Below are 24383 nucleotides of genomic sequence, written 5' to 3'. Positions count from 1 at the left end.
GAATATTATTCGCTGTAATGCCGGCTTTGCGATTGGTTGAAGCGGATATTGACAGCCATGCTCAGGCACACGGCGGCCAGCAGCACCATGCCGTAGTGGGCAAGCACGTCTTCAAACAGCATAACTTTGTTCCAAGAGCGGGCGATGCCCAGCCAGCAGGTGAAAAACCAGCTTGCCGAGCGGATGGCGCCGGAGATGGAAAGCTGGATCGACAGCGCATAAGGCAGGCCGGAAAGGGTAGTGTTGTGCGAGATGTGGCGCGACAGGCGGTGCAGCCAAAATTCATTCGCCACCAGTGCGGCTACGCAGAGAAACTTTACCCACAGCTTGGGGTTGTTCATGTATTCGGAGTTCGATGCCGCGCCGTGTACGACAAAAATCACACCGGTGGCAATCAAGCCTGCCAGCGCGATGCGGGCGGCTTTTTGGGTTTGGCAGGTGTATTTGATGAGGGAGTGGCCGAGCGGTGCGTGATAATTTTTCAGCAGAAGAAAGTCGGTGTAAAGCACCCGCATCAATACTGCGGCGGCCAAAATGAAATGGACGAATACCAAAGCGGTGATGACATACATCTCCATAAATAGTCTCCCTATGCCGGTGCGGATGCCGGACGTGCGCAAGCGCTTGGATAACGGCCTGCGGCTGCGTTTGAGTTGATTTTGAATAAATGAGAGACGTTAAGGTGATGTGTCGGATGCACATTCTTGAAATGTTTATCTATATTATTCAAGCTGTTATTTTTATCTGCGGCTGCCGTGAATAATATGAATATGGAAATGTTAAGCCAATTCGATAAGGGTTTTGAATATTTTTGAAAAAAGGTTAAGAATCCGTATGAAAGGTAGGGTTTTTGATAAACGCTGGCAGGCAAAGTGGCGGCAGTAGTGTGGATTGGTGCGTTATGTGAATGGGTAACGGTCGGTTTGAAAAGAAGAAAACGGCACGGAGCGTATCCGTGCCGTTTTGGTTTTGTTGCGGGAAGAAAGTTAAGACGACGGCGGTTGCTCGCTGCCGTGCCGTTTTTCTTCGTAAACAGCTTGTTGCGCCAAAACCGAGCCTTCGGGTGCTTGCGACGTTTCGCCGTGCTCCCACGGTGCATTGGTGGGAATTTCTTCGATGTGGATGGTTTTGAGCGAATAATCGGGCTGGTAATACAAGTCGTATTTGGCGGCCTTGATGACCGACAGCATCATCATACTCATGATGATCAGCAAAGGCGCACCGGCGAAGATGGAGGCCGTCTGAAGCGTGTTTAAGCCGCCGATAAACATCAGCGTGGCGGGCAGAATACACAGCGTGAATGCCCAAAACAGACGGTTCCAGCGGTGGGGTTCGCCGTGTACTTCATGTTGCACCACCGAAGCGAGAATGTAGGAAATGCTGTCGAAAGTGGTGGCGGTAAAGATCACAGCCAGCAGCGTAAACACGGCAATCGAGATTTGCGGCATCGGCAGCGTGGATAAAATCGCAAAAATCGTGGCGGTGGTGCCTTGGCTGTTGAGCACGGCTACCACATCCAATGTGCCGCTCAGTTGCAGGTAAAGGCCGTAGTTGCCGAGCACGATAAAGAACACGGCGCAACCGAGCGAACCGTAAAACATCGAGCCGACAGTCATTTGGCGGATGGTGCGGCCTTTGGAAATTTTGGCGATAAACAGGCCGATGGTCGGCGCGAATACCAGCCACCATGCCCAGTAGAAAATCGTCCAGTCTTTCGGAAAGCCCGTGTTTTTAAAGCCGTGCTGCTCGAAGCTGCCAAACGATTCCACCCACGTCATCATGGTAAACATTTGGGTCAGCGAACGCCCCAAGCTTTCCAAACCCACGTTCAAAATAAACACCGTCGGCCCTACTGCCAGCACAAAAATCAAAAAAGCGATGGCGAGGTAGAAATTGATATTGGAGAGCAGTTGGATGCCGCCGCGCAAACCCTGATAGGCGCTGTACGCAAAAATACAGGTCGTCACCAGCAGCACGCCCAAGCTGGTTGCCCAGTTGGCGGGCAGGCCGAACAGCTCGTGCAAGCCCTCGGTAATCATGGGCGAAGCCAAGCCGAGCGAAGTGGCGCCGCCGCCTATCATGCCGAACACGAAAAAAATGTCGATCATGCGCCCCCAGTTGCTTTTGGCAAACTTCTCACCCAGCAAAGGCATCAGGCTTTGGCTGACTTTCAGCACCGGCGAATTGCGCACATGGGCGAAATAGGCGATGGCCACGGCGGGCACCAGATAAATCGCCCAAGCCACCGGCCCCCAGTGAAACAGGCCGTAAGTGCTGGCCCAGCGCACGGCGTCGGGCGAGCCGGGCGCCAAACCGAACGGCGGGCCTTGATAGTAGTAAGCCCATTCGATCACGCCCCAATAGAGGATGCCCGAGCCGATGCCGCCGCAAAACATCATCGCCGCCCACGAGCCGGTTTTGAATTCGATGTCGTCTTCGGGTTTGCCCAGTTTGATGTTGCCGATGTCGGAAAAAGAAATATAAATCACAAAGATAAACGCCAGCAGACCGAAGGCCAGATAGCCGACGCCAAGCTTGGTGGTCACAAATTCTTTAACCACGGCCACCCAATCGGCGCCTTCTTGCGGGAAAACCACCAAAGGCAGGGTCACGGCGAGCAAAATTACCAGCACGCCGAAAAAAGTGAATTGGTCGATGCGCGTATCGGGCGTAGTGGAAGAGCCGCGCGGCTGGAAGTTTTTATCGGCATCAAACATGCCCAGATGGCGGTAAGAAGAGCGCACCTGCGCAGGCTTGTAGCGGAAAGGGACTTTTTTAGAATCGGATTGGTTGTGAACAGACAATGTTGGCTCCTGAGTAGTTGATATTGTTGAGTGTCATGTCGGTTGGTGCGGGCTGCATTTTTTCGGCAAACACCGTTGGCATCTGACGGCATGCAGCTTTTTACGCAAACTGCTTGACCGCATCTGCGGCGGAAAGTTTTGTAAAGAATGCAGCCTTGTCTATAACTTTTATAATGTATTGAAAGGCTTGTAAACCGAAAGTGAACCTGAAACAAGAATATTCTTTGATAGTATATTGATTTTAAACAATAAAATTATGATAACTTAAGTTGTTGATAAATAAAGGTTATGGCCGTCCGAAAAGCCTTTGCTGCGGAAAGGTCTTTCCATGTTGCAGTAAAAGATAATTATTACTATTATTGATAATGATATTTCAGCGTAAATATTCCCGACTGCAACCCGACATTTCAAGGAGAGTGAAGATGGCTTACGTTTTGCCCGAACTCGGCTACGCTTACGATGCGTTAGAGCCTCATTTCGATGAATTGACCATGAATATCCACCACACCAAGCACCATCAGGCTTATGTGAACAATGCCAATGCGGCGCTGGAAAGCCTGCCCGAATTTGCCTCGTTGAGCGCCGAAGAGCTGGTGTCGCGTTTGAAAGAGCTGCCCGCCGACAAGCAAACCGTGTTGCGCAACAATGCGGGCGGCCATGCCAATCACGCTTTCTTTTGGAAGAATCTGAAAAAAGGCACGGAGTTGAAAGGTAAACTCAAAGAAGCGATTGAACGCGATTTCGGCTCGGTCGAAGCCTTTCAAGCCGAGTTTGAAAAAGCGGCGGCAACCCGTTTCGGCTCCGGCTGGGCGTGGCTGGTGTGGGATGAAGGCCGTCTGAAAGTGGTTTCCACCGCCAATCAGGATACGCCGCTGATGGGCGAAGAGATTGCGGGCTGCAAAGGCTATCCCATCATCGGCTTGGACGTGTGGGAGCATGCCTATTATTTGAAATTCCAAAACCGCCGCCCGGATTATGTGAAAGCGTATTGGCATGTGGTGAACTGGGACGAAGCGGCCAAACGCTTTGAATCGAAACTGTAATTGGCATGAATGTGTGTCTGCTTTGCAGGAAACATGAGGCCGTCTGAATTTTTTCAGACGGCCAGAGACCTTTGCAAAACCCTCAGATGTGGATGCAGTTCAAGGCGTAGCAGCACAGCGAGTGCAGACATATCATATAGATAGGCAAGCGAGCGAGCAGCGCACAACGCAGAAATGCGCCGCAGATGAGGGTTTTTCAAAGGTTTCGGCCTCAAGTTGTATTGGTAAAGGATTCAGTCGAATCTATCATTTAAGCGGCATGCTTTTGTGATGGGGATTAAGCCGGATAGGAGAAGCGAAACCTTTGCACCATTGCAGGTAATAGCTTGATGCCGTCTGAAAGCGAACTTGAGAGCTTCACTAAAACCTTCTCGACAACCAGCCGCCCGCATGTTTTGGCTTTTGCTGCGAATATTCTTACGGCTGATTTGGCCAAGCATGATGCCGTCTGAAAACTCTTCCCAAGTATTTTCAGACGGCCTCGTTACGTTCGGCGGCAGGCATAACGGCTTAAACCGTTTTTTCCACTTCGCCGTTGTCAAACATCAATACCCGCTCCGGCCAGCGCATCGCGGCAAGGTGGTAGATGGAGCGTTCGGCGGGGGTGTTGCTCTTGCGGTCGCGCCAGCGTGCGCCTACGGAGAAGTCGAGGCAGAACACATTGCGCTGTGCGCCGTGCCATGCGTTGCCGGCGGCGGGCAGGATGTTTTCCCTGTCGGGCGAGGGTGGCTGGGGAAAGCGGTGGCGCCAGTAGTGGCCGATTAAGATGGGAACGTCGTCGCGGTAGTCGTCCCACCAGCCGCAACGCGCGGTAAACCGCCAACGGCCGCTGGCGTAGAAAGGCTGCGGGGCAATCCGTTCGACGCCGCTGGTTAGGGCGCGTATCGGGTGCAGGCGGCTGCGGTTGAGTTCGTATTGCGCCGTGGCGGGCATGGGCGGCGGCGGTGCGTTTGGGTCTTCCATGGCTTCGGCATAGCGTTGCTGCTCATCAAGATAATCGCCGTACCAAGAGGCCGTCTGAAGCGAGTGGCGCAGTTCGGCATCGAAACGGCGGTATTGCTCGGGCAGCGTTTCTCCGCTTGCGGCATCGAGGGCGGCAAAGACGTGGGGCTGCCAAGCGGCGTGGACGATGCGCAGGTCGGCGCGTTCGAGTATCAGCGGTTGGTTGGCGAGGCGGCTTTCCAATTCGGGCTTGCGCACGTCGGGGAGGGTGTGCCACGGAGCGTAGCGTTCGGCATCTTTCTCGTAGCGTTCGGGAAAAAACCAGCCAGAGCCGTCTTTGGGGTCGTGCACGAGGGCGTTCAATTCATGGTTGCCCAAAACGGTGAAGGCGTTGCCTGCATCGTGCGCCTGCAAAAACCAATCGAGCACGGCGGGGCTGTCGGGGCCGCGGTCGCACAGGTCGCCGACAAAAACGATTTTGCGGCCTTGCGGATGGCTGCCGTCGCTGCGGTAGCCGAGATGATGCAGCAGGGCTTGTAGGGCGTCGATTTCTCCGTGGACATCGCCGATGATGTCGAGCGGCGTGTCGGGCAGGGCTTGGCGGTAGCGGTAAGACATGGATACTTTCCTTTAAAGATGAGGCCGTCTGAAAAGAAACCGTATGGCGTGTGCCGGTGGTAACGCCTTTGCAAAACTTTCAAAAACGGAACACAAGGCAGGCGCGTATTTTCAAATGGGTAGGATATGATACCGCAGGTTGCTGAAAATAGTCCTTATATCCGATGATGTCGGCAATTTCCGGCATTTTGTAGTACAAATAAAATATTCCCCGAAACTCGACGGAGATTTTTATGAATATTGTCCGTAAATCCATCATAAGCGTGTTGACCGCTTCGGCGCTGGTCGCAGCACCGTTGGCGCAGGCACGCATGACCGACCGTACAACGGCTACGATTGTGGGCGCTGCCGTGGGCGGTGTGATCGGCAAAGCAGCCGGTAACAATATGGAAAGCACTTTAATCGGTGCAGCTGTGGGCGGCGCGGCAGGCAATCTGTATGCCAAGCGTAACCAGAAGCGCGAAGCTGCCGAGCGTGAAAACCGCCGCCGCGAGGTGGTGTACCGCGACAGACACCACCACCATCATCATTACTATTACGACGACGATGACGATGATGACAGAAAACGCAAATACCGCTCTCATCATGCCAGCTACAAAAAGTATGGCAAGAAACACAAGCGCCACAAACGTGATCGCGATGATGATTGATGTTTAAACCCTCAATCGGTAATGTGATTTGAGCCAAAGGCCGTCTGAAAACTTTTTCAGACGGCCTTTGGCTTTGCAAAGTAGTGACGATTCAAATTTTTTTGTTCAAATAAATTGTAGGGAGTGGGTTGTAGATTTGCTGCTATGAAAACGGTTTTGTGTGAAACCGACTTCGTGGGTTTTAGAGAAACTCACAATGTTCGTTTTGACGAAGTTCGCAAAGCTCGTTTTAGCGAAACTCCCCAAGTTCGCTTTCAGACGGCATCAAGCATGGTTTAAGGCTTTTATCCGAATTGCACAAAGGTCGCGGCCTTAGAGAGAAGCCTAAAAAAAACCGCCTGAATAGTCAGGCGGTTTGGATGATCAGTCTTGCTGTTTGGCTTTACGTTCTTCCAGCCAATGCTCCAGATAATGGATGCTGACGCCGCCGGCTTGGAAACCGGGGTCGGCAAACAGGTCGCGGTGCAGCGGCGTGTTGGTTTTGATGCCGGTAATCGCCAGTTCGGCCAAAGCTACGCGCATCTTCGCCATTGCCTGCTCGCGGTCTTTGCCGTGTACGCAGATTTTGCCGATCAGGCTGTCGTAGTTGGGCGGAATGCGGTAGCCCTGATAAATGTGGCTGTCCACACGCACGCCCAATCCGCCGGGCAGATGGCAGCTGGTAATCGGGCCGGGGCTGGGGATGAAGTTGTAGGGGTCTTCGGCGTTGATACGGCATTCGAAAGCATGGCCTTCCAGCACGATGTCTTTCTGCTGGTATTGCAGGGGCAGGCCGCTGGCAACGCGGATTTGCTCTTGAACGATGTCCACGCCGCTGATGAGTTCGGTAACGGGATGCTCTACTTGAACGCGGGTGTTCATCTCGATGAAGAAGAATTCGCCGTCTTCATACAGGAATTCAAATGTACCAGCGCCGCGGTAGCCGATGCGTTTGCACGCGGCCACGCAGGCTTCGCCGATTTTTTTGCGCTCTTTTTCGGTAATGCCGGGAGCAGGTGCTTCTTCAATCACTTTTTGATGGCGGCGCTGCATGGAGCAATCGCGCTCGCCCAAGTAGATGGCGTTGCCTTGCTCGTCGGCCAAAACTTGGATTTCGACGTGGCGCGGTTTTTGCAGATAGCGTTCCATGTATACCATGGGGTTGCCGAATGCCATGCCGGCTTCGGTTTTGGTCATTTCTACCGATTTGAGCAGGTCTTCTTTTTTCTCGACCACGCGCATACCGCGTCCGCCGCCGCCGCCGGATGCTTTGATGATCACGGGGAAGCCGACTTTACCGGCGATTTTGAGGATTTCGGCATCATCGTCGGGCAGCGCGCCGTCGGAACCGGGTACGCAAGGTACGCCGGCTTCGATCATGGCGTGTTTGGCCGATACTTTGTCGCCCATCAGGCGGATGGTGTCGGCGCGGGGGCCGATAAACACGAAGCCGGATTGTTCCACTTGCTCGGCAAAGCTGGCGTTTTCAGCCAAAAAGCCGTATCCGGGGTGGATGGCATCGGCGCCGGTTACTTCGGCAGCGGCGATAATGGCGGGAATGTTGAGGTAACTTTGGGGAGAAGGGGCCGGGCCGATACACACCGATTCGTCGGCCAGTTTAACGTGCAGGCTGTCTTTGTCGGCTTCGGAATGTACGGCTACGGTGGCGATACCCATTTCGCGGCAGGCGCGTAATACGCGGAGCGCGATTTCGCCACGGTTGGCAATCAATACTTTTTTCAGCATAAGAGTCTTTCAGAAGAAGGTTCAAAGCATGGCTTTGTTCTGAATTTTAAGCAATTCAGACGGCCCTGCATGTGAAGGCCGTCTGAAAATGATACGGTTATTCGATGATAAACAGGGGTTCGCCGTATTCGACGGGTTGGCCGTTTTCAACCAAGATTTCTTTGATAACGCCGGATTTTTCGGCTTCGATTTCATTCATCAGCTTCATGGCTTCGATGATGCACAATGTGTCGCCAGCTTTAACGGTTTGGCCTACTTCTGCAAACGGAGGAGAAGTGGGGCTGGGTGCGCGGTAGAACGTGCCGACCATCGGTGATTTTTGTGCGTTGCTCAGGTCGCGTGCAGCCGGAGCAGAAGGCGCTGCCGCAGGTGCGGCGACGGGCGCAGCCGGAGCGGCAGGTGCGGGCGCGGCATGGTGAACGGCAGTCGGCGCAGCATAAATGGCTTGCTGGGGAGCGGTAGAACGGGTAATTCTGACTTTTTCTTCGCCTTCGGTCACTTCGATTTCGGCGATACCCGATTCTTCAACCAAATCAATCAATTTTTTCAGTTTGCGTAAGTCCATAAAGGTTCCTTTTGCTTAATGTAAAGCTATGAGTGCCGCGCAGCCGGTTTTATTGTCTTCATGCTGCACAGCAGAGGGAATACTGCGCCTGTGTTTATAGGCGGTTACGGAAAAAGATATACGGATATTGTTACTAACTTGCTGCTAAATGTCCAGTAAAATATCAAAAAAAGGCGGTTTTGGGTTCGAACGGGAAAAATGCCAAGAATGGCGGAAAGGGCTGGAAACCCTGATGAGTATTTATTCTAACTCGAAATCCCAAAGATAAAAAAACGTTAAGGTTTGCATACGGGGCAATGCGCCGAACGTGCTTTTTATTGATCTGTGATGCCGTCTGAAAATGTGGTTGGGCTAGCGGCAAATTAAGTTGTGAGAATTGTGCTTGAGGCTTTTATGAAACGGCTTTTGTTTCGTAAAAGCCTCATGTTGCGTTGGCAGTGCCTTTCTGATTGTGGGGCAAGGTGCAACAGTCAAACTGAAGTTGCTTGGCTACGGCAGTTGGTTGAAATGGCGGCGGAAGTACACCAGCGCAGGCTCGTTGGTGTCGTGCACTTTGATTTCGTCGATCAACACATAAAAAACATGATGCGTGCCGATATCGTGTTGGGCGGTAATCTTGCCGTGGAGATGGGCAAGTGCGCCTTCCACTTCCAGTTGGCCGGTTTGGCCGCGGTGCCAGATATGGTATTCGAAGCGCTCTTCAGGCGAGAGTTTGGTAATGCCGGCGAAATGTTCGGCCACATCTTGCTGGGCGGCCGACAATACGTTGATGCACAAATGTTCGTTGGCCTGAAGAATGGGAATGATGGCAGAGCGGCGGTTGATGCAGATCATTACAGTGGGCGGAGCGTCGGTAACCGGGGTAACCGCCGTCATGGTAATGCCGTAACGACCCGCGCCGCCGTCGGTGGTGATCACGTGAACGCCGGCTGCGCACGAGGCCATGGCATCACGGAAAAAAGGTTGGAGTGCGTGGTCCGGAATGTTCTCGGTCATGTCGTGTGTGTGGTTATTTGAGCATTTTGCCGATGTTGGAAAGTTCGCTGAGCAGGGTTTGCAGCTGCATCATTTTTTCTTTTGAGAAAACGGTTTCGATGCGGTCGTAGCATTTATCGACTTCTTCGCCGAGCGATTGGTAAAGCGCTTCGCCTTCGCCGGTTAATTTCAGATAGACGCGGCGGTGGTCGTTGGAGGGTTTCAGGCGCACCAGCAATCCGGCTTTTTCGAGACGCGTCAGAATGCCGGTCAGGCTCGGGCGCAAGATGCACGCTTGATTGGCCAAATCTTGGAAATCCAAAGTACCGTTTTCTGCCAGCAAACGGATGATGCGCCATTGCTGATCGGTGAGGCCGACGTTGTGCAGAATGGGGCGGAATTGGGTCATCAGTGCTTCGCGCGCCTGTATGAGGCTGATATTCATGGATGCGTGTTTGGATGAGTGAGCCATAGTGGTTCTCCGTGGTCTGCCGTTGTGTGTGTATTGTGTTTGGTGTGCTTTCAGTAGTTAATATTATTCCAATACGCTGTGAACCTCAATCAAATACTGAAACCGCAACGGATCGTGAAGGTAAGAAAACTGAGTGATTATAATCAAATAAGCGTATCAACACTATATTGATACGATGTTATCAGAGAGCGTCGAGGTCGGTAGCAGTAAATGGTTAAGTAACCGGCTCTTGGGCTGTAAAGGACAGTTTGGCCGTCTGAAAATTGATAAAATGATTGTAACTGTTGTTATTTTATATCAGTTTTATGCCGTTTGTTTAAAAAATAATACCGAATATCACAATATCTGATGCTTTAATCTATAATGGACTTTGTTATTAACATATCGGCGAAGCTTATTTGCCTTACAGTATGTTGCCGGACTTTATATTGAACAACCGTCAAGATCTGAATGAGATTGAGCGCCTACATTTTTTAACTATAAGCATTTATTGCACTTGCGAACCGGAAAACTTATGAAATCTTATACTCTCAACATTACCCGTAACGGACAAACTGAAGCATTGTTTTTGGAGGAAGGCGCAGCTGCCGTTGTGCAGGCAGAGCCGGATACGCTCTATCTCGTGCTGGATTCGGCAGGAGAAGCAGTAGCCAATCCGCTAATGCAATGGGTGGAAAATGATTTGTGGGTGTTTTTAGACGGTGTTCAAGACGAATCGCCCGATTTGGTGTTGAAAGATTACCGCTTAAACTTCCCGATAGAAAACAGCCGCTACTTAAACGATACCGGCTCGACATTTGCAACCGCCGCCGATGAAGCATCACTGGCCCGGATTTCTGCCTCAGTGGCCGAAGAAGTGGGTATTACTGGCTGGACAACCGGTGCGCAGTTATGGACGGCTGCCGCAGTAGCTGGCGCGGCGGTAGCAGGTATTGCCGCGGCAAGCAGCGGCGGTTCCGACAAGAAAAACGACAACAGCAAACCGCAGGAAAATTCAGATAAAAATCTGCCCGAACAACCGGTAGGCAAACAAGATACGGCTAATCCCGACCGTCAGGATAATGTTGAGCCTACTCCGCCGACTCAACCCGAAGATAAGCAAGATACGACCAATCAAGACAATACGGCCAATCCCGACCGTCAGGATAATGCTGAGCCTACTCCACCAACTAAACCTGAAGACAAGCAAGATACGGCCAATCAAGACAATACAGCCAATCCTGACCGTCAAGAAAATACCGAGCAAACCCCTCCGCTCAAGCCTGAGATTACCTTGAATCCGATGGGGGAAAACAACGTTATCAATGCCGATTCCATCAAGCCTGAACAGGGTTTGGTGTTGTCAGGCCGTCTGAATATGGATGCCGGATTGACTGCGCCTGCCGTATCGGTCACGGTGGGCGGGAAAGTGTATGCCGCGGAAATCAGCGGTGATACTTGGCGCCTGAAATTAGACAGTAACGCTTTGGCCGGTTTGCAGGGCGAGCAGAAAATCGCCATTGCCGTGACCGCGCAGGATGCAGAAGGCAACGCTCATACCCGCACCGTCGAGCAAACCTACACTATCGATACCCAAATCACGACACCCGTTATCGAAATTGATGCGGTGGCGCAAGACGACATCATCAATCTGGTGGAATCACGAGCGGCTTCGATTACCGTTACCGGTAGGGTTGTCCATGCGCAAAACGGTGATGAAATTGTGTTGAAAGTCGGCGAAGTCCAATATCGGGGTACGGTCAAAGACGGCGTTTTCTCGGTGCCCGTAGATACCAAAACTCTGGTTAACCACGGCCGTATTTTCGCCGAAGTGACAACCCGAGACGATGCCGCAAACAGCGCAACCGGCACGGCAGAGCGCGAATACCGCGTGGATACCGAATATTCGCCCAAAATCAGTTTGAACAATGTGGCAGGCGACAACATACTCAATCTTGCCGAATCGAAAAACAAAGTTACCATCAGCGGCCAAGTAAGCGATGTGGCCGACGGAGAAGATGTGATCGTATCTTGCGGTTGCGAAAGCTGCGGCAGCGTGAAATGGATTGATATTTTAGCCAAAGTACGCAATGGCGCGTTTTCGGTTGATTTTTCGGGAGAAACGCTGAAAAAAGAAGGCTATAACCTGATTAAAGCCAAAGTCAGCTCGCAAGATGATGCGGGCAATACGGCAACGGCAGAAACCGTCCAACGCTACAGCACCGACTTGGAAGCGCCGTCAGTTACCTTGTCGATTAATCCGATTGGCGGCGAAGATAACCTATTAAGCCCTGAAGAGCGGAAAGCAGCCGACCCTTATAGTGTTTCCGGCACAATTTCCGGCTTGCAAGAAGGCGAACGTATCGAAAGCTTGTCTGTATCCGTCAACGGAACGGCCTATTCTGCCCAAGTAAGCGGCAACATCTTTACCGCTGCAATACCGATTGCCGTGCTGGCGGCGGCAACCGAAGTGCGTGCATCGGCTACTGTTGCCGATGCGGCGGGCAACCGGGCCGCAGCAGAGGCCAGCCGAAGCTATACGGTAGGCAAAGCGACACCTGTTATTCATCTCGATCCTATTGCCGAAGACAATATCATCAACCAAGAGGAAGCCAGAGACGGCAATATTACTGTGTCCGGCAGGGTTGAAAATATTGCCGACGGCGTTTCTGTAAATCTGGCAACAAGCAGCGGCACCATTCAGGTAGCAGTTTCAGACGGCCGTTTCAGTACGTCAGTACCTTTGTCGTTTTTGGGATTTAAACACAATATTAAAGAAGTCTCCGGCACATTAAGCGCGTTCATTAAGAATCCCGATGAGCCGTTAATCTTTTCTTCCCAGTCTTACCGTTTTGATTTAGCTAACAATACCAGCATCACAATCGACGGCATTACCGGCGACAATGTGTTTGATGCCGATGAGATTGCCCGGCCTACCGTTATTATCAGCGGTAAAGTCAACGATGGAAAAACGGGCGAGATAGTTACGATCAAGATAGGTAAAAATACCTACACCGCCACCGTGCAAGAAGACGGCAGATACAGCGCAGAAGTTGAAATCGACCGCATCATTCCCGGCCGCAACGACGGTAAGTATGGAATGAGTGTGAGCGTGGACCGTATCGACCAAGCGGGCAACAGAGGCGACGGTAAAGCCACCACATCACGTGATTTCCGGGTAGATAAGACACCACCGCAAGGCGAAATCGTTTTCGACAAAGTGGGCGGTGACGGCGTACTCAACCAAGAAGAGTTGACGCAACCTACCGTGACCATTACCGGTAAAGTAACCAAAATCGGCGAGGGAGATGAAGCCCAATCGGTAACCGTGCGTGTTGGCGACAAAGAGTATCCTGCTACCCTTACCGGCTCGGTGTTCAGCGTAGCCGTGCCCACAGACGAGCTGAAAGCCAATACTTCCGTTAGTGCACAAGGTATGTTGAAGGACATGGCAGGCCGCAGCACGCCGGTGGCAGAAAGCACCGAAACCTACGTACAGCAAACCACACCGCCCAGCGTGTCTGTGACGGTCGAAAGCATCAATGAGAATAACCCCATTAATGCCGCGCATCTTCCTAAAAAAGTGAGCATCAAAGGCTCGTTGACCTTAGGCGACACGGTTGTGGCGGATACGGTGAGCGTTACCGTTGAAATCGGCGGCGTTGCCTATACTGCCGATGTTTCAGGTAAACAATGGACTTTAAATGTACCTGCAACCACTCTTGCTAGAGAAGAAGGCCGTCTGAAAAAAGTAGATGTGCATGTTAGTGTGGCAGACAAATACGGCAATACTGCTTCACATTCTGCTGAAAAAACATTTGAGGTTGATACCGCACTGCCTAAGCCGAGCATCGTGTTGAATGCGATTGGTGCAGATGATGTGGTCGATGCTGGATCAAGCGACAAGGTTACTGTTTCGGGTAAAGTCGAGGGCGAGTTTAAAGACCAAGATACCGTTACTCTGACTATTAATAATAAAGAGCATAAGCTGTCGATTGATAACGCAGGCGTGTTCAGTGTTGAAGTAGCGGCTGATGAATTTACCGGGGCAGACAAACCGGTAGTGCGGGCTGCCATGACTACAACGGATGCTGCGGGTAACGTCGGCACCGCACAAGCCAGCCGCGGATACAGCGTGAAGCAGGGAGATGTTCAAATTAAGCTGAATGCTATTACCAGCGATGATTTGATCAACGTGACTGAAGCCGGCAAAAAAATCGAAATTTCCGGTAGTGTTTCGGGAATCCAAGCTGTACAAGGGCAGATGGTGGAGCTGACGATAGGTAATGAAAAACTGAATGTAGAGGTGAAGCAAAATTCGACATTCAGCACAACCGTTGAAGCCGGCAAATTGTTGAATAACTCAGGCTATACCGTTTTCGCCCGAATCGCAGGCGAAGCAGCAAACTCGGCCAAAGCCGCCCGCAGCTACGGTGTGGACGATGCTGCCGCAGCCAAAATCAACCTTAATCAGATTGACGGCGATTTCAGCTTGGATGTTTCCCAAACCGAAGCGAATACCCGCATCTACGGCAAGGTCGAATTAGAGGGCAAGTTTGCACAGGGCATGAACAGTGAACGTATGCGCCAAATCACCGTAGAGATTGGCGATAAAACATACAAAGCCGGTGTGAAGAGTGACCGCAGCTTCTTCCTGGATATTCCTACTGCCGAGCTGGCTGCCTTGAAAGGGAAGGAACTGAAGATAAGCAGCGTAGAGGCTGATCCTCAGCTATATGAGTCTGTTCAATGGCCCGACGGTTCTTACAGAATTTTAGAGATAAATAAAAATACTCCTATTCAGATTAAAGAAGTTAAATTTACCGATTCGTATATTCAAAAAACTTCAGACGGCAAATATGTCGTGGCCGAGACTGTCGGCGAACGCATGATCAATGTCAGCGGTACAGTCGGCGGCACAGCCAAAGCCGGAGACGATGTCAGCCTCGAAGTGGGTGGCAAAGTGTACACCGCGCAAGTGGCTGGCGATAAAACTTTCACGGCACAAGTATCCGCGCACGACTTGGCAGCCGACAGCGATCATGCCGTAAAAGCCGTGCTGCATACGAAGGATTTGTCGGGCAAAGCGGTAACGGTAAGCGATGTCGAGCACTACGCGTCTTTGAAGCAGGTTGACAGCGCATTTGTCAATGCTCACCAGCGTTTGAATAGTGGCGCCATCAAGAGCGACCATACGTCGGAAGAATATAATTTCCCGTATTTCATTGAAAAGATAGGAAGTTTGGGCGGGCGCAGCTACAACATCCCGTTTGGCGGCGAACACGGCAAACCGGCTGTGATTAAATATCACTTTATGAATTTGAATGAAATCAGCGAGTTGCCGGAAAACTACAACCGCTATATCGACCGCTCGTCTATGTCGACTTATTCGACCGAGCTGCAAGACATCGTGCGAGAAGCCTATAAAGAAATCAGCGAAGTAGCCAATATCCAGTTTGTGGAAGTCAGCAAAAAAGAAGAGGCCAATACCAACTATTTCATGGGCAACTTGACCAACGGTTTTGACGGAGCATCCGCCATTGCCTACAACGGCGGCTTGGTTGCTTGGAACAGCCGCCACCATTACGCAGGTTGGGGCAAAGCTTTCCTGAAATACACGGCGTTGCACGAAATTACCCACACCTTGGGCATGACGCATACGTCAAACGGCTTTACCGGCGATTATGGCAAAGAAGAAAGCATAGAGTTTTCCAACATGTCGTATAACGCCTATGCCAACAACGGCACTTTCTTAGACAGAGGCCAGCTGCGTCCTTACGACTTGGCTTACCTGCAATACGCTTACGGCCCCAACCAGAATACGCGCACGGGCAACGACATTTACACGTTTAAAAACTACAACATGTACAGTCGTGACGGCGACCGCTATATCTGGGATGCCGGCGGTGTCGATACGTTTGATGCTTCCGAGGAAAAACAGGGTGTTAACGTTAACCTGACGCCGGGATCATGGATTTATGTGGGCGAAGGCCGTGAAAAAACCTTCGGCGTGAAAGACAGAACCGAATACGATATGCGCAAGTATTTCGATTTGAAGGAAAAAGACAATATAGGCGGCCCTAAAGCGGGCGACAAAGTGACGCTCAACACCTACACCGAAGGCCAAGCGTTTATCGGGTTCGGCACGCAGATTGAAAATCTGATCGGTTCGGCACATAAAGACGTGCTCACCGGCAACAAAGCCGCCAACAATATTTACGGCGGTGCAGGTGACGACACCTTAAACGGCGGCGAGGGCGACGATTACCTAGACGGCGGAACCGGAGCCGACAAGTTGAACGGCGGTGCGGGCAACGATACCTATATGGTTGATGATGCGGGCGATGTAGTCACTGAACACGAGAATCAAGGTGAAGACCATGTGTTCAGCAGCATAGAAAGCTACACCTTGGGCAACCATTTGGAGCATCTGACCTTGATCGGTACTACCGCCATCACAGGCCAAGGCAATGAAGGCAACAATACCATCATGGGTAACGGCGCCGACAACACGCTCAACGGTATGGCCGGCAACGACCGCATTATCGGTGGCGCAGGTAGCGATACACTGACAGGTGGAGAAGGCAGAGATGTATTCGTATTCGATACCGAGTTGGACGGCAGCGTTGATACCATCACTGATTTCAAAGTGGGTGAGGACATGATCGAACTGAAAGCCACTATCTTCGACAGTTTGACGACCAATACCATGGATGAATGGAATCAGTATGTGAAATATGATTCAAATACCGGTTATCTGACTTACGACAAAGACGGCAGCGGCAAAGGTGATGCCATCCACTTCGCTACGCTGAATGCCAATTTGAACATTGAGCAAAACAGCTTCCAAGTAGTGTAAACCGTATGCTCCAACAGATGCCGTCTGAAATTTCAGACGGCATTTTTAGTGCCGCAAATATTGAATCACATCTTTCGTTTAACCAATATTCCGTACTTCATTTTAAATGTAAATGCGTAACCGAGTTTCGTCTAAAGCAAACCTGATTTACCGGGCTGCAATCAAATCAACATATTACGCATTAATGCCTGCCTGATATTTTTAAAACAGGTATTTTGAGCTTCAAATTCTTATCCGCTAAAATTGATGTAAAACAAAATAATAGATAAAAAGCCATTGGATAAGGGTGCAAAGGAATGGAGGCGGTACAAAGCCGTGCTAGGCAGCTCTGCGTCTGCAGTTTATTTTGATGAAGCACGCCATCGCGGCGATTAAATTCTTTAGCTTTTCAAACCGACTTCGCTGGCGGCGTTTCTGTAGTCGTAGAAGGCGTTTATGGTTTCAAGAGCGAAGGTTTGGACGACGGCGCCGACATACCGTTTACTTTAACTGCCCCCATCCGCTTTGAAGAACACGACGAATAAGCCCCAAAACCATGCTTTCACTAGACGAAGTAACCACCTACATCAGAACCTGCCTGAAAGACAATCCCACACCTGCCGATATTGCCGCACACTTCGGCTACAGCCGCTTCTATCTTAGCCGCTGGTTTCATCTTCAGACAGGTATTTCCATGCGCGACTATATTGCCGCCCTCAAAATCGAACAAGGCATCGATCCTTTGGTTGAGGGCAAAAGCATTATCGAATCACAGCTTCAAGCCGGCCACGCCAGCGCAGGCACATACAGCCGACGCTTCCATTACCATACAGGCCAAACCCCGCGTGATTACCGCAATCAAGCTGTAGCCGCAAGCCGCACCCTCAACGAACAAATCACTGATACGGCTTCCCGCGCTATTCCCCATTACAGTTTTGAACCTGAAAATCACCGGCAAGCCCACCCTCTCAATATCTCTGTTTTAGGAGCCGGTCAGCACAGCGTAGTATTCGCCGGCCTGTTTCCCGAACCCATTCCCCGCGGTATACCCATAGTCGGCAAGGCTTTGTTTCACACCAGAAGTTTCTCAATCTGCAATGTGCCTGACGGTATTTACTACCTGCTCGGTTGTGAAATCAAACCCAGTCTCAACCCTTTACATCATTTCCGTCTTGACCATTGCCTGCGCGGTATTCATCCCGATCCCATCCGTTTTCCGTTGTCTGCGCCGCTCTCGATAACGCTCAACCTGCGCCCTTTCCAACCAAGCGACCCGCCGATTACCGTTAATCTGCCGAAATTGCTGTTCGACTTTATCAAGGCGCAGCGCAATCCGTGATAAATAGGCTTTCCTAAAACGGCTTACTATTCATCACGCCTGTTTGAGCAAACACAAGCGCCCCTTAAACAAGTTATGAAAAGGAGAACACCATGAAATTCATTCCTTATCTCTATTTCAACGGCAATTGCGCAGAAGCCATCGACTTTTATGCACAGCTCTTCAACGCAGAAATTACCGACCGTTACACATTCAACGATATGCCGTCTGAACCCGATATGCCGCCGCTGTCTGAAGCAGACAAACAAAAAATCATGCACGCCCAGCTCGCAATCGGTTCGCAAACCTTAATGTTGTCAGACGTTGTTCCTGAGCTATGCGCCACAGGAAGCGGCTATCAAAAACCGCAAGGTATACAAATCAGCATCAGCCTAGATACCCCTGCCGAAGGGCAACGTATTTTCAATGCCTTGGCAGAAGGCGGCACCATCGAAATGCCGTTTGAAGCAACCTTCTTTTCCCAAGGCTTCGGTGTCGTTACCGACCGCTTCGGTATCCCTTGGTCGATAGACAGCGGCGATGCCGAACCCGGTAAGTAAACCATGACAATGACCATGCAGGCTGAACCACATTAAGAACGGCGGAGGCCGTTGCAAAATTTCCTCAAAATCCCCTAAATTTCCAAATAAGATATTTAGGGGATTTTGCGTGAATGCTTTTCGGCACAGGTCTCGGCTTGCATCTTCCGGCCTAATCTTGTTTTTTCAGACGGCCTCTAGGGAAAAAGGCTAAAATAACGCCCCGAACCCGATGCCCGGCATAACTGCCGCGCAGGGTTTCCACCCTTTTCATCAACACTGCCCCTTACGGAACCCGCCCGATGCAACATGCCGCCGCCCAAATTCTGCACGACGTTTTCGGCTACCCCGAATTCCGCGGCAGTCAGGCCGAGATTGTGGACACGCTTTCCGGCGGCAAAAGCCTGCTGGTGTTGATGCCCACCGGCGGCGGCAAATCGCTGTGTTACCAAATTCCCGCCCTGATGCGCGAAGGCGTGGCCGTGGTGGTATCGCCGCTGATTGCCCTGATGAACGACCAAGTGGCCGCCCTGCATGCGGCGGGCGTTTCCGCAGCGTGCGTGCACAGCGGCACCACCCCCGACGAAGCTCGGCAGATTGCCGACGATATCCAGTCAGGCCGTCTGAAACTGCTTTACGTCGCCCCCGAACGCTTGGTTACCGAGCGTTTCCTGCGCTTTCTTGACCAACACACCATCAGCCTGTTTGCCATCGACGAAGCCCATTGCGTGAGCCAATGGGGGCACGACTTCCGCCCCGAATACCAACAGCTCGGCCTGCTGGCCGACCGCTATCCGCACGTTCCCCGCATCGCCCTCACCGCCACCGCCGATGCCGCCACCCGCGCCGACATCAAACACCATCTGCGTTTGGAAGATGCGGCCGAGTTCGTGGCCAGCTTCGACCGCCCCAACATCTATTACCAAGTGATTGAAAAAAACAACGGCAAAAAACAGCTTTTGCAGTTTATCCAAAAACAGATGATGGGGCAGAGCGGCATCGTTTATTGCCTGAGCCGCAAAAAAGTCGAAGACGTTACCGCCTTTCTGTGCGAAAACGGCTTGGATGCCATTCCCTATCATGCCGGCTTGAGCATGGACGTGCGCGAGGCCAACCAGCGGCGTTTTACCCGTGAAGACAACGTTATCGTTGTCGCCACCGTCGCTTTCGGCATGGGCATCGACAAACCCGACGTGCGTTTTGTCGCCCATCTCGACATGCCCCAAAGCGTCGAACATTTCTACCAAGAATCAGGCCGCGCCGGACGCGACGGCCTGCCCGCCGCAAGCTGGCTGTGCTACGGCCTCAACGACTGGGTGCTGCTGCGCGAACGCATCCAAACCGGCAACAGCGACGACATGCAAAAACAAATCGAACTGCAAAAACTCGATGCCATGCTGTCCGTATGCGAAACCGCCGACTGCCGCCGCGTACTGCTGCTCAAACACTTCGGCGAAGATTCCCAACCCTGCGGCCATTGCGACAACTGCCTGCACCCGCCCGTGCGTTTCGACGGCACCGTGCCCGTGCAGAAACTGCTCAGCTGCGTGTACCGCGTCGGCCAACAGTTCGCCACCGGCTACGTCATCAACGTATTGCGCGGCAAAAGCGACGACTGGATTATCCGCAACCGCCACCACCAATTGTCCACCTTCGGCATCGGCGACAACTTCACCGACAAAGAATGGCGCGGCATCGTGCGCCAGTGCATCAGCCTCGGCTACCTCACCGTCAACCCCCTGCTGCACCAAGCACTGCAACTGACCGAAGCCGCCAAAACCGTGCTCAAAGGCAGCACACCCGTATGGCTGCGCCCGCTCAAACGCGACAAAGCCGCCACCCAAAAACCCAAAGAAGAATGGCTGCGCACCGAACGTGAAGAACGCATCTGGCAGGCATTGCGCGCTTGGCGGCTCAAACGCGCACAGGCCGAAGAAGTGCCCGCTTACGTGATTTTCGGCGACAAAACCCTGCGCGACATCGTTGAAAAACTGCCCGCCGGCCTCGCCGAACTGCACGACATCTACGGCTTGGGCGAAGCCAAAATCAACAGCTTCGGTGCAGACATCGTCGAAGTGTGCCAAACCGTCGCCGCAAGCAGCAGGCCGTCTGAAAGCGAACTCAGTTCGCTTCGCCAAAACCCGCCGGCCGCCTTATCCGACAGCCTTTCAGACGGCCTCGAAACCGAACGCGAGCGCCGGCTTTGGCAAGCCCTGAACGCATGGCGCAGCAGCAAAGCACAAGCGGAAAGCGTTACCCTGCACACCGTCTGCCCCGACGACAGCCTGCTCGATTTGGTCCGCAACACCCCCGAAGAAGCCGCCGACCTAAACGGCATCTACGGCTTGGGCGCAGTACGCATCGGTAAATTCGGCGGCGACATCTTGGCCGTCTGTAAACCCTTTTCAGACGGCCTCAGCAACGAAGCCAAACACAAACGCCGCCTGATGCGCGCCCTGATGCAATGGTGCGCCGCCACCGCCGAAACCGAAGGCGAACCCGAACACACCGTCTTCAGCAAAATCACCCTGCGCACCATCGCCGCCAAACAGCCGCAAACATTGGCAGAATTAGGCGGCATACACGGCGTGGGTGCAGACAAAATCGAAAAATACGGAGAGGCCGTGTTGGAAGTGTGCCGGCGTTTGAGCAGACCGTAAGAAGAGGTTGAAATGAGGCCGTCTGAAAACCTGAAAAAGGAGTCTGAACAAATGAATGATGTTTTTCTGACAGCCGGCGTGGACGAAGCCGGCCGCGGGCCGCTGGTCGGCAGCGTGTTTGCCGCCGCCGTTATCCTCCCGCCCGACCACAATCTCCCCGGTTTGACCGATTCCAAAAAACTGACCGAAAAAAAGCGCGATGCCCTAGCCGTACAGATTAAAGAACAAGCCGTGGCATGGTGCATAGCATCTGCCAACGTAGCCGAAATCGCCGAACTGAACATCCTGCACGCCACCATGCTCGCTATGACCCGCGCAATACAAGGCTTGGCTGTCAAACCGCACAAAGTTTGGATAGACGGCAACCGCATTCCCGAAAATCTCAGTGCCGCCGCCGAAGCAGTGGTCAAGGGCGACAGCAAAATCATCGAAATATCCGCCGCTTCCGTCTTGGCCAAAACCGCCCGCGATGCCGAAATGTATACCCTGGCCGAGCGTTACCCGCAATACGGTTTCGACAAACACAAAGGCTACGGCACCGCCGCACATCTCGCAGCCTTAGCAGAGTTCGGCGCACTATCCGAGCACCGGCAAGACTTCATGCCCGTAAAAATGCTTTTGGCTCAGGGGAAGTTGTTTGATATTCAGTAAACCGGTTGCGATACTTACAGTTAAACGGTTTCTAATTCGTCACGCCTCCACTGAATGACACAAATAAAAAGCAGGTCTGAAATTTTTCAGACCGGCTTTTATCTTTTATTTTACCAAAGCTCCTTAAACCAATTAAGCAATCGGTCTAACCAGCCGTCTGAATGTTAAATATCGTGCAAAACTGAGCCAGGGAAACGGGGAGTTGTGCTCCAAAAGTGAGCCACTCTCCGTTTGTTATAAACTGCTCCGCTCTATCACACAGCGGAGCCCAACCTGGATGTTATGCATGGAAACCATCGCAAAAGTGCACCGGCTTTTTCACCGACAGAAACTCTCACAACGTGAAATCGCCAAACAACTCAAACTCTCCCGCAATACAGTCGCCAAATATCTGCAGCACGCCACAGTCGAACCCCCCGTCTACCGCAGAGAACAAACCCATTACCCCAAGCTCGGTCCTTTTCTTGACGTGTTGACCCAACAGTTGCTCCAAGAAGCCCGGCTGCCCAAACAGCAACACCTTTCTGCCCGTCGACATTTCGAACGCCTCAAAGATGCCGGTTATGCCGGACAGTACAGTGCCGTTGCCGTATTTATCCGCAAATTCCGCCAACAGCACCAACCCAAGCCGGTTCCGGTCTTTATGGCTCAGGCTTTTGCTCCGGGTGATGCTTATCAGTTTGACTGGAGTATCGAAACCGTTTGTTTGGCCGGACAGACCGTTAAGGTAAATATCGCTCATTTCCGCTTATGCCACAGCAGGGCTTTTTTCGTTTGTGCTTATCCCAATCAGAAAGCTGATATGTTGATGGATGCGCACAACCGCGCATTCGCTTTCTTCGGCGGCGTACCTGCCCGCGGTATCTACGACAATATGAAGACCGCCGTTACCCGAATCGGCAAAGGTAAGGAGAGAGAGTTTAACGCACAGTTTTTACAGATGATGACCCACTTTCTCATTGAACCGGTTGCCTGTACCCCGGCCTCCGGCTGGGAGAAAGGCCAGGTCGAGCGGCAGATACGCCACCTGCGCGAAAGATTGTTCAAGCCGACTTTGGCTTTTGATTCCTTTACCTCTCTCAACGACTACCTGCAACAGCAATGCCTGCGGCTGATGCGGCAGCACAAACATCCCGAATACAGGCAGCCGGTTAACGACATATGGGAAAGGGAGAAGCATTCGTTGGCTGCTTTCCGTCCCTATCCGGCAGAACGTTTGGAGATACTCAAAGTCAGCAACCAATCTTTGGTTACCGTCGAACGCCACCGTTACAGCGTACCGGTCGAATGGGCGGGCAATACGGTTAGGGTTTATATCGGCGCACAGACCGTCCGCTTTTGTAGCGATACCGACTGTATTGCCGAACATCCGCGCAGCTTTGTGAAAGACGGCATCAGCTATAACCCTTGGCATTTTTTGCCCTATCTGCAAAAGAAACCCGGCGCGTTAAGAGACGGCAGGGCTTTTATCGGCTGGGTACTGCCGCCCGTCATAGAGCGTCTGAAAGCCTGTTTGCTTAAGCAGCCCAAAGGAGACCGGGTAATGGTCAAACTGCTGAACCTGATGGCCGAATACGATGCCGACTTGGCATTGACGGCAGCGGAATTGGCATTGGACGAAGGTATGCCGACTCCGGAGGCAGTCTTGAACATCATCAACCGTCTGAAAGAACCGCCTCCACCCCGTTTCCATATTAGGGACATCCCGCTTACCGTCCCGCCGTCAGTTGATTGCAGCCGTTATGACCGCTTACTGAGTCTGTCGGGCAAACAAACGGATACGATGAAGGAGAAGCATCATGCAGCATGAACGTCTGGCCGGACTGTTGAAAGAATTGAAACTCGGTGCGATGGCGGAGCAGTGGGATGAAATCGTAGTGGACGGCATCCGTCGCAAACGGGGTACGCTGGATATTCTGGAGCGGTTGTTGACTGCCGAACATATAGCCAAAACCGCAAGGAGTATCCAAAACCGGATTAGCCAGGCAAGGTTTCCGCAACACCGCAGTTTGGCCGACTTCGATTTTGAGCAGAGTTTGATACACCGTCCGGCATTGGAACTGCTTTTGGGCGGGGACTATATCAGACAGAAGCGTAATGTGGTGTTGGTAGGCGGACCGGGTACGGGCAAAACGCATATTGCCACAGCATTGGGTATCGAAGCGGCGACACAAGGATTTAGGGTACGTTTTTGGAATGTACTGGACTTGGTCAACAAATTGGAAGCAGACAAAGACGAAGGCCGTCTGAAACTGACCGAGCAGCAATGTCGGTACGATTTGTTGATTCTTGATGAGTTGGGGTATCTGCCGTTTAGTCAGAAAGGCGGTGCGCTGCTGTTTCATCTGATGAGCCAACTGCATGAAAGGACGAGTGTTGTCATGACAACCAATTTGGCCTTTAGCGAATGGGTGAAACTGTTTATGGATGAAAAGATGACGGGTGCTTTACTGGACCGCCTGACTTATTGCTGTGATATTTTTGAGACGGGCAATGATTCTTACCGGATGAAACACCGCTCATAGGGTGGCTCAATTTTAGACCACAACTGTGGCTCAGTTTTGGAATGGAATTGACAATCTTTCCCTTTCTCAATTTTATTTT

Annotated in this window: 18 protein-coding genes; 10 read left to right on the top strand and 8 right to left on the bottom strand. The window is 52.0% G+C overall.

Annotation, left to right across the window (positions count from 1 at the left end; genetic code table 11):
- Nucleotides 1-5 precede the first annotated feature (5 nt).
- Nucleotides 6-578: a hypothetical protein gene (locus LVJ85_RS12915; protein WP_244740252.1), complete on the bottom strand. Its 573-nt coding sequence runs from the start codon at nt 576-578 to the stop codon at nt 6-8.
- Between the two features lie 408 nt (nt 579-986).
- Nucleotides 987-2804, bottom strand: coding sequence for a BCCT family transporter (locus tag LVJ85_RS12910; RefSeq protein ID WP_244740249.1), 1818 nt, complete (start codon nt 2802-2804; stop codon nt 987-989).
- A gap of 422 nt (nt 2805-3226) precedes the next feature.
- Between LVJ85_RS12910 and sodA the strand changes: the two genes are divergently transcribed.
- Nucleotides 3227-3847, top strand: a complete 621-nt coding sequence (gene sodA / locus LVJ85_RS12905) for a superoxide dismutase [Mn] (protein WP_115134185.1) — start codon at nt 3227-3229, stop codon at nt 3845-3847.
- A gap of 53 nt (nt 3848-3900) precedes the next feature.
- Here the strand turns inward: sodA and LVJ85_RS12900 are convergent, their stop codons facing one another.
- The gene (locus tag LVJ85_RS12900; RefSeq protein ID WP_085363984.1) at nt 3901-4047 is read right to left on the bottom strand and encodes a lipoprotein signal peptidase; all 147 of its coding nucleotides are present in this window, start codon (nt 4045-4047) and stop codon (nt 3901-3903) included.
- Nucleotides 4048-4176: 129 nt separating this feature from the next.
- On the opposite strand from LVJ85_RS12900, the gene LVJ85_RS13390 reads away from it, so the two are divergent.
- Entirely contained in the window at nt 4177-4299 is a 123-nt protein-coding gene (locus tag LVJ85_RS13390) for a hypothetical protein (protein WP_255733827.1), read from the top strand.
- Between the two features lie 58 nt (nt 4300-4357).
- Here LVJ85_RS13390 and LVJ85_RS12895 read toward each other — a convergent pair whose 3' ends face one another.
- Complete coding sequence (locus tag LVJ85_RS12895) at nt 4358-5407, bottom strand: metallophosphoesterase (protein WP_244740247.1); 1050 nt, start codon at nt 5405-5407, stop codon at nt 4358-4360.
- 233 nt (nt 5408-5640) lie between these two features.
- Here LVJ85_RS12895 and LVJ85_RS12890 point away from each other — a divergent pair, with 233 nt between their 5' ends.
- Nucleotides 5641-6057 (top strand): glycine zipper domain-containing protein, encoded by a 417-nt coding sequence (locus LVJ85_RS12890; RefSeq protein WP_244740245.1) that lies wholly within the window; start codon nt 5641-5643, stop codon nt 6055-6057.
- A gap of 363 nt (nt 6058-6420) precedes the next feature.
- Here LVJ85_RS12890 and accC read toward each other — a convergent pair whose 3' ends face one another.
- The 4 genes from accC to hpaR form a co-directional block, all read right to left on the bottom strand.
- Nucleotides 6421-7782: an acetyl-CoA carboxylase biotin carboxylase subunit gene (gene accC / locus LVJ85_RS12885; RefSeq protein WP_244740242.1), complete on the bottom strand. Its 1362-nt coding sequence runs from the start codon at nt 7780-7782 to the stop codon at nt 6421-6423.
- A gap of 97 nt (nt 7783-7879) precedes the next feature.
- Nucleotides 7880-8347 (bottom strand): acetyl-CoA carboxylase biotin carboxyl carrier protein, encoded by a 468-nt coding sequence (gene accB, locus LVJ85_RS12880; protein ID WP_244740240.1) that lies wholly within the window; start codon nt 8345-8347, stop codon nt 7880-7882.
- Between the two features lie 489 nt (nt 8348-8836).
- The gene (gene hpaC, locus LVJ85_RS12875; RefSeq protein ID WP_115134190.1) at nt 8837-9343 is read right to left on the bottom strand and encodes a 4-hydroxyphenylacetate 3-monooxygenase, reductase component; all 507 of its coding nucleotides are present in this window, start codon (nt 9341-9343) and stop codon (nt 8837-8839) included.
- Nucleotides 9344-9356: 13 nt separating this feature from the next.
- Entirely contained in the window at nt 9357-9794 is a 438-nt protein-coding gene (hpaR, locus tag LVJ85_RS12870; protein WP_115134191.1) for a homoprotocatechuate degradation operon regulator HpaR, read from the bottom strand.
- Nucleotides 9795-10308: 514 nt separating this feature from the next.
- Here hpaR and LVJ85_RS12865 point away from each other — a divergent pair.
- The 7 genes from LVJ85_RS12865 (at nt 10309) to istB (ending at nt 24304) form a co-directional block, all read left to right on the top strand.
- Nucleotides 10309-16632 carry an Ig-like domain-containing protein gene (locus LVJ85_RS12865; protein WP_244740238.1) on the top strand — a complete coding sequence of 2108 codons (6324 nt, stop codon included), beginning with the start codon at nt 10309-10311 and terminating at the stop codon, nt 16630-16632.
- Between the two features lie 535 nt (nt 16633-17167).
- On the top strand, nt 17168-17950 hold the full coding sequence (locus tag LVJ85_RS12860) for a helix-turn-helix transcriptional regulator (protein WP_244740235.1): 783 nt from the start codon (nt 17168-17170) through the stop codon (nt 17948-17950).
- Between the two features lie 92 nt (nt 17951-18042).
- Entirely contained in the window at nt 18043-18489 is a 447-nt protein-coding gene (locus LVJ85_RS12855) for a VOC family protein (RefSeq protein ID WP_244740233.1), read from the top strand.
- Between the two features lie 281 nt (nt 18490-18770).
- A complete protein-coding gene (recQ, locus tag LVJ85_RS12850; protein ID WP_244740231.1) occupies nt 18771-21128 on the top strand; it encodes a DNA helicase RecQ in 2358 nt (785 codons plus the stop codon).
- Nucleotides 21129-21179: 51 nt separating this feature from the next.
- Nucleotides 21180-21779 carry a ribonuclease HII gene (gene rnhB, locus LVJ85_RS12845; RefSeq protein ID WP_244740229.1) on the top strand — a complete coding sequence of 200 codons (600 nt, stop codon included), beginning with the start codon at nt 21180-21182 and terminating at the stop codon, nt 21777-21779.
- Nucleotides 21780-22056: 277 nt separating this feature from the next.
- Nucleotides 22057-23589, top strand: a complete 1533-nt coding sequence (istA, locus tag LVJ85_RS12840) for an IS21 family transposase (RefSeq protein ID WP_182073206.1) — start codon at nt 22057-22059, stop codon at nt 23587-23589.
- Nucleotides 23576-24304: an IS21-like element helper ATPase IstB gene (gene istB / locus LVJ85_RS12835; protein WP_370686940.1), complete on the top strand. Its 729-nt coding sequence runs from the start codon at nt 23576-23578 to the stop codon at nt 24302-24304. Before istA ends, istB begins: the two co-directional genes overlap by 14 nt.
- The last annotated feature ends 79 nt before the right edge of the window (nt 24305-24383 follow it).

It is taken from the genome of Neisseria sp. Dent CA1/247, from assembly GCF_022870825.1.
Classification (GTDB): Bacteria; Pseudomonadota; Gammaproteobacteria; order Burkholderiales; family Neisseriaceae; genus Neisseria; species Neisseria zoodegmatis.
The sequence above is the reverse complement of the archived record's forward strand: the minus strand, read 5'-3'. Positions and strand labels throughout refer to the sequence as shown.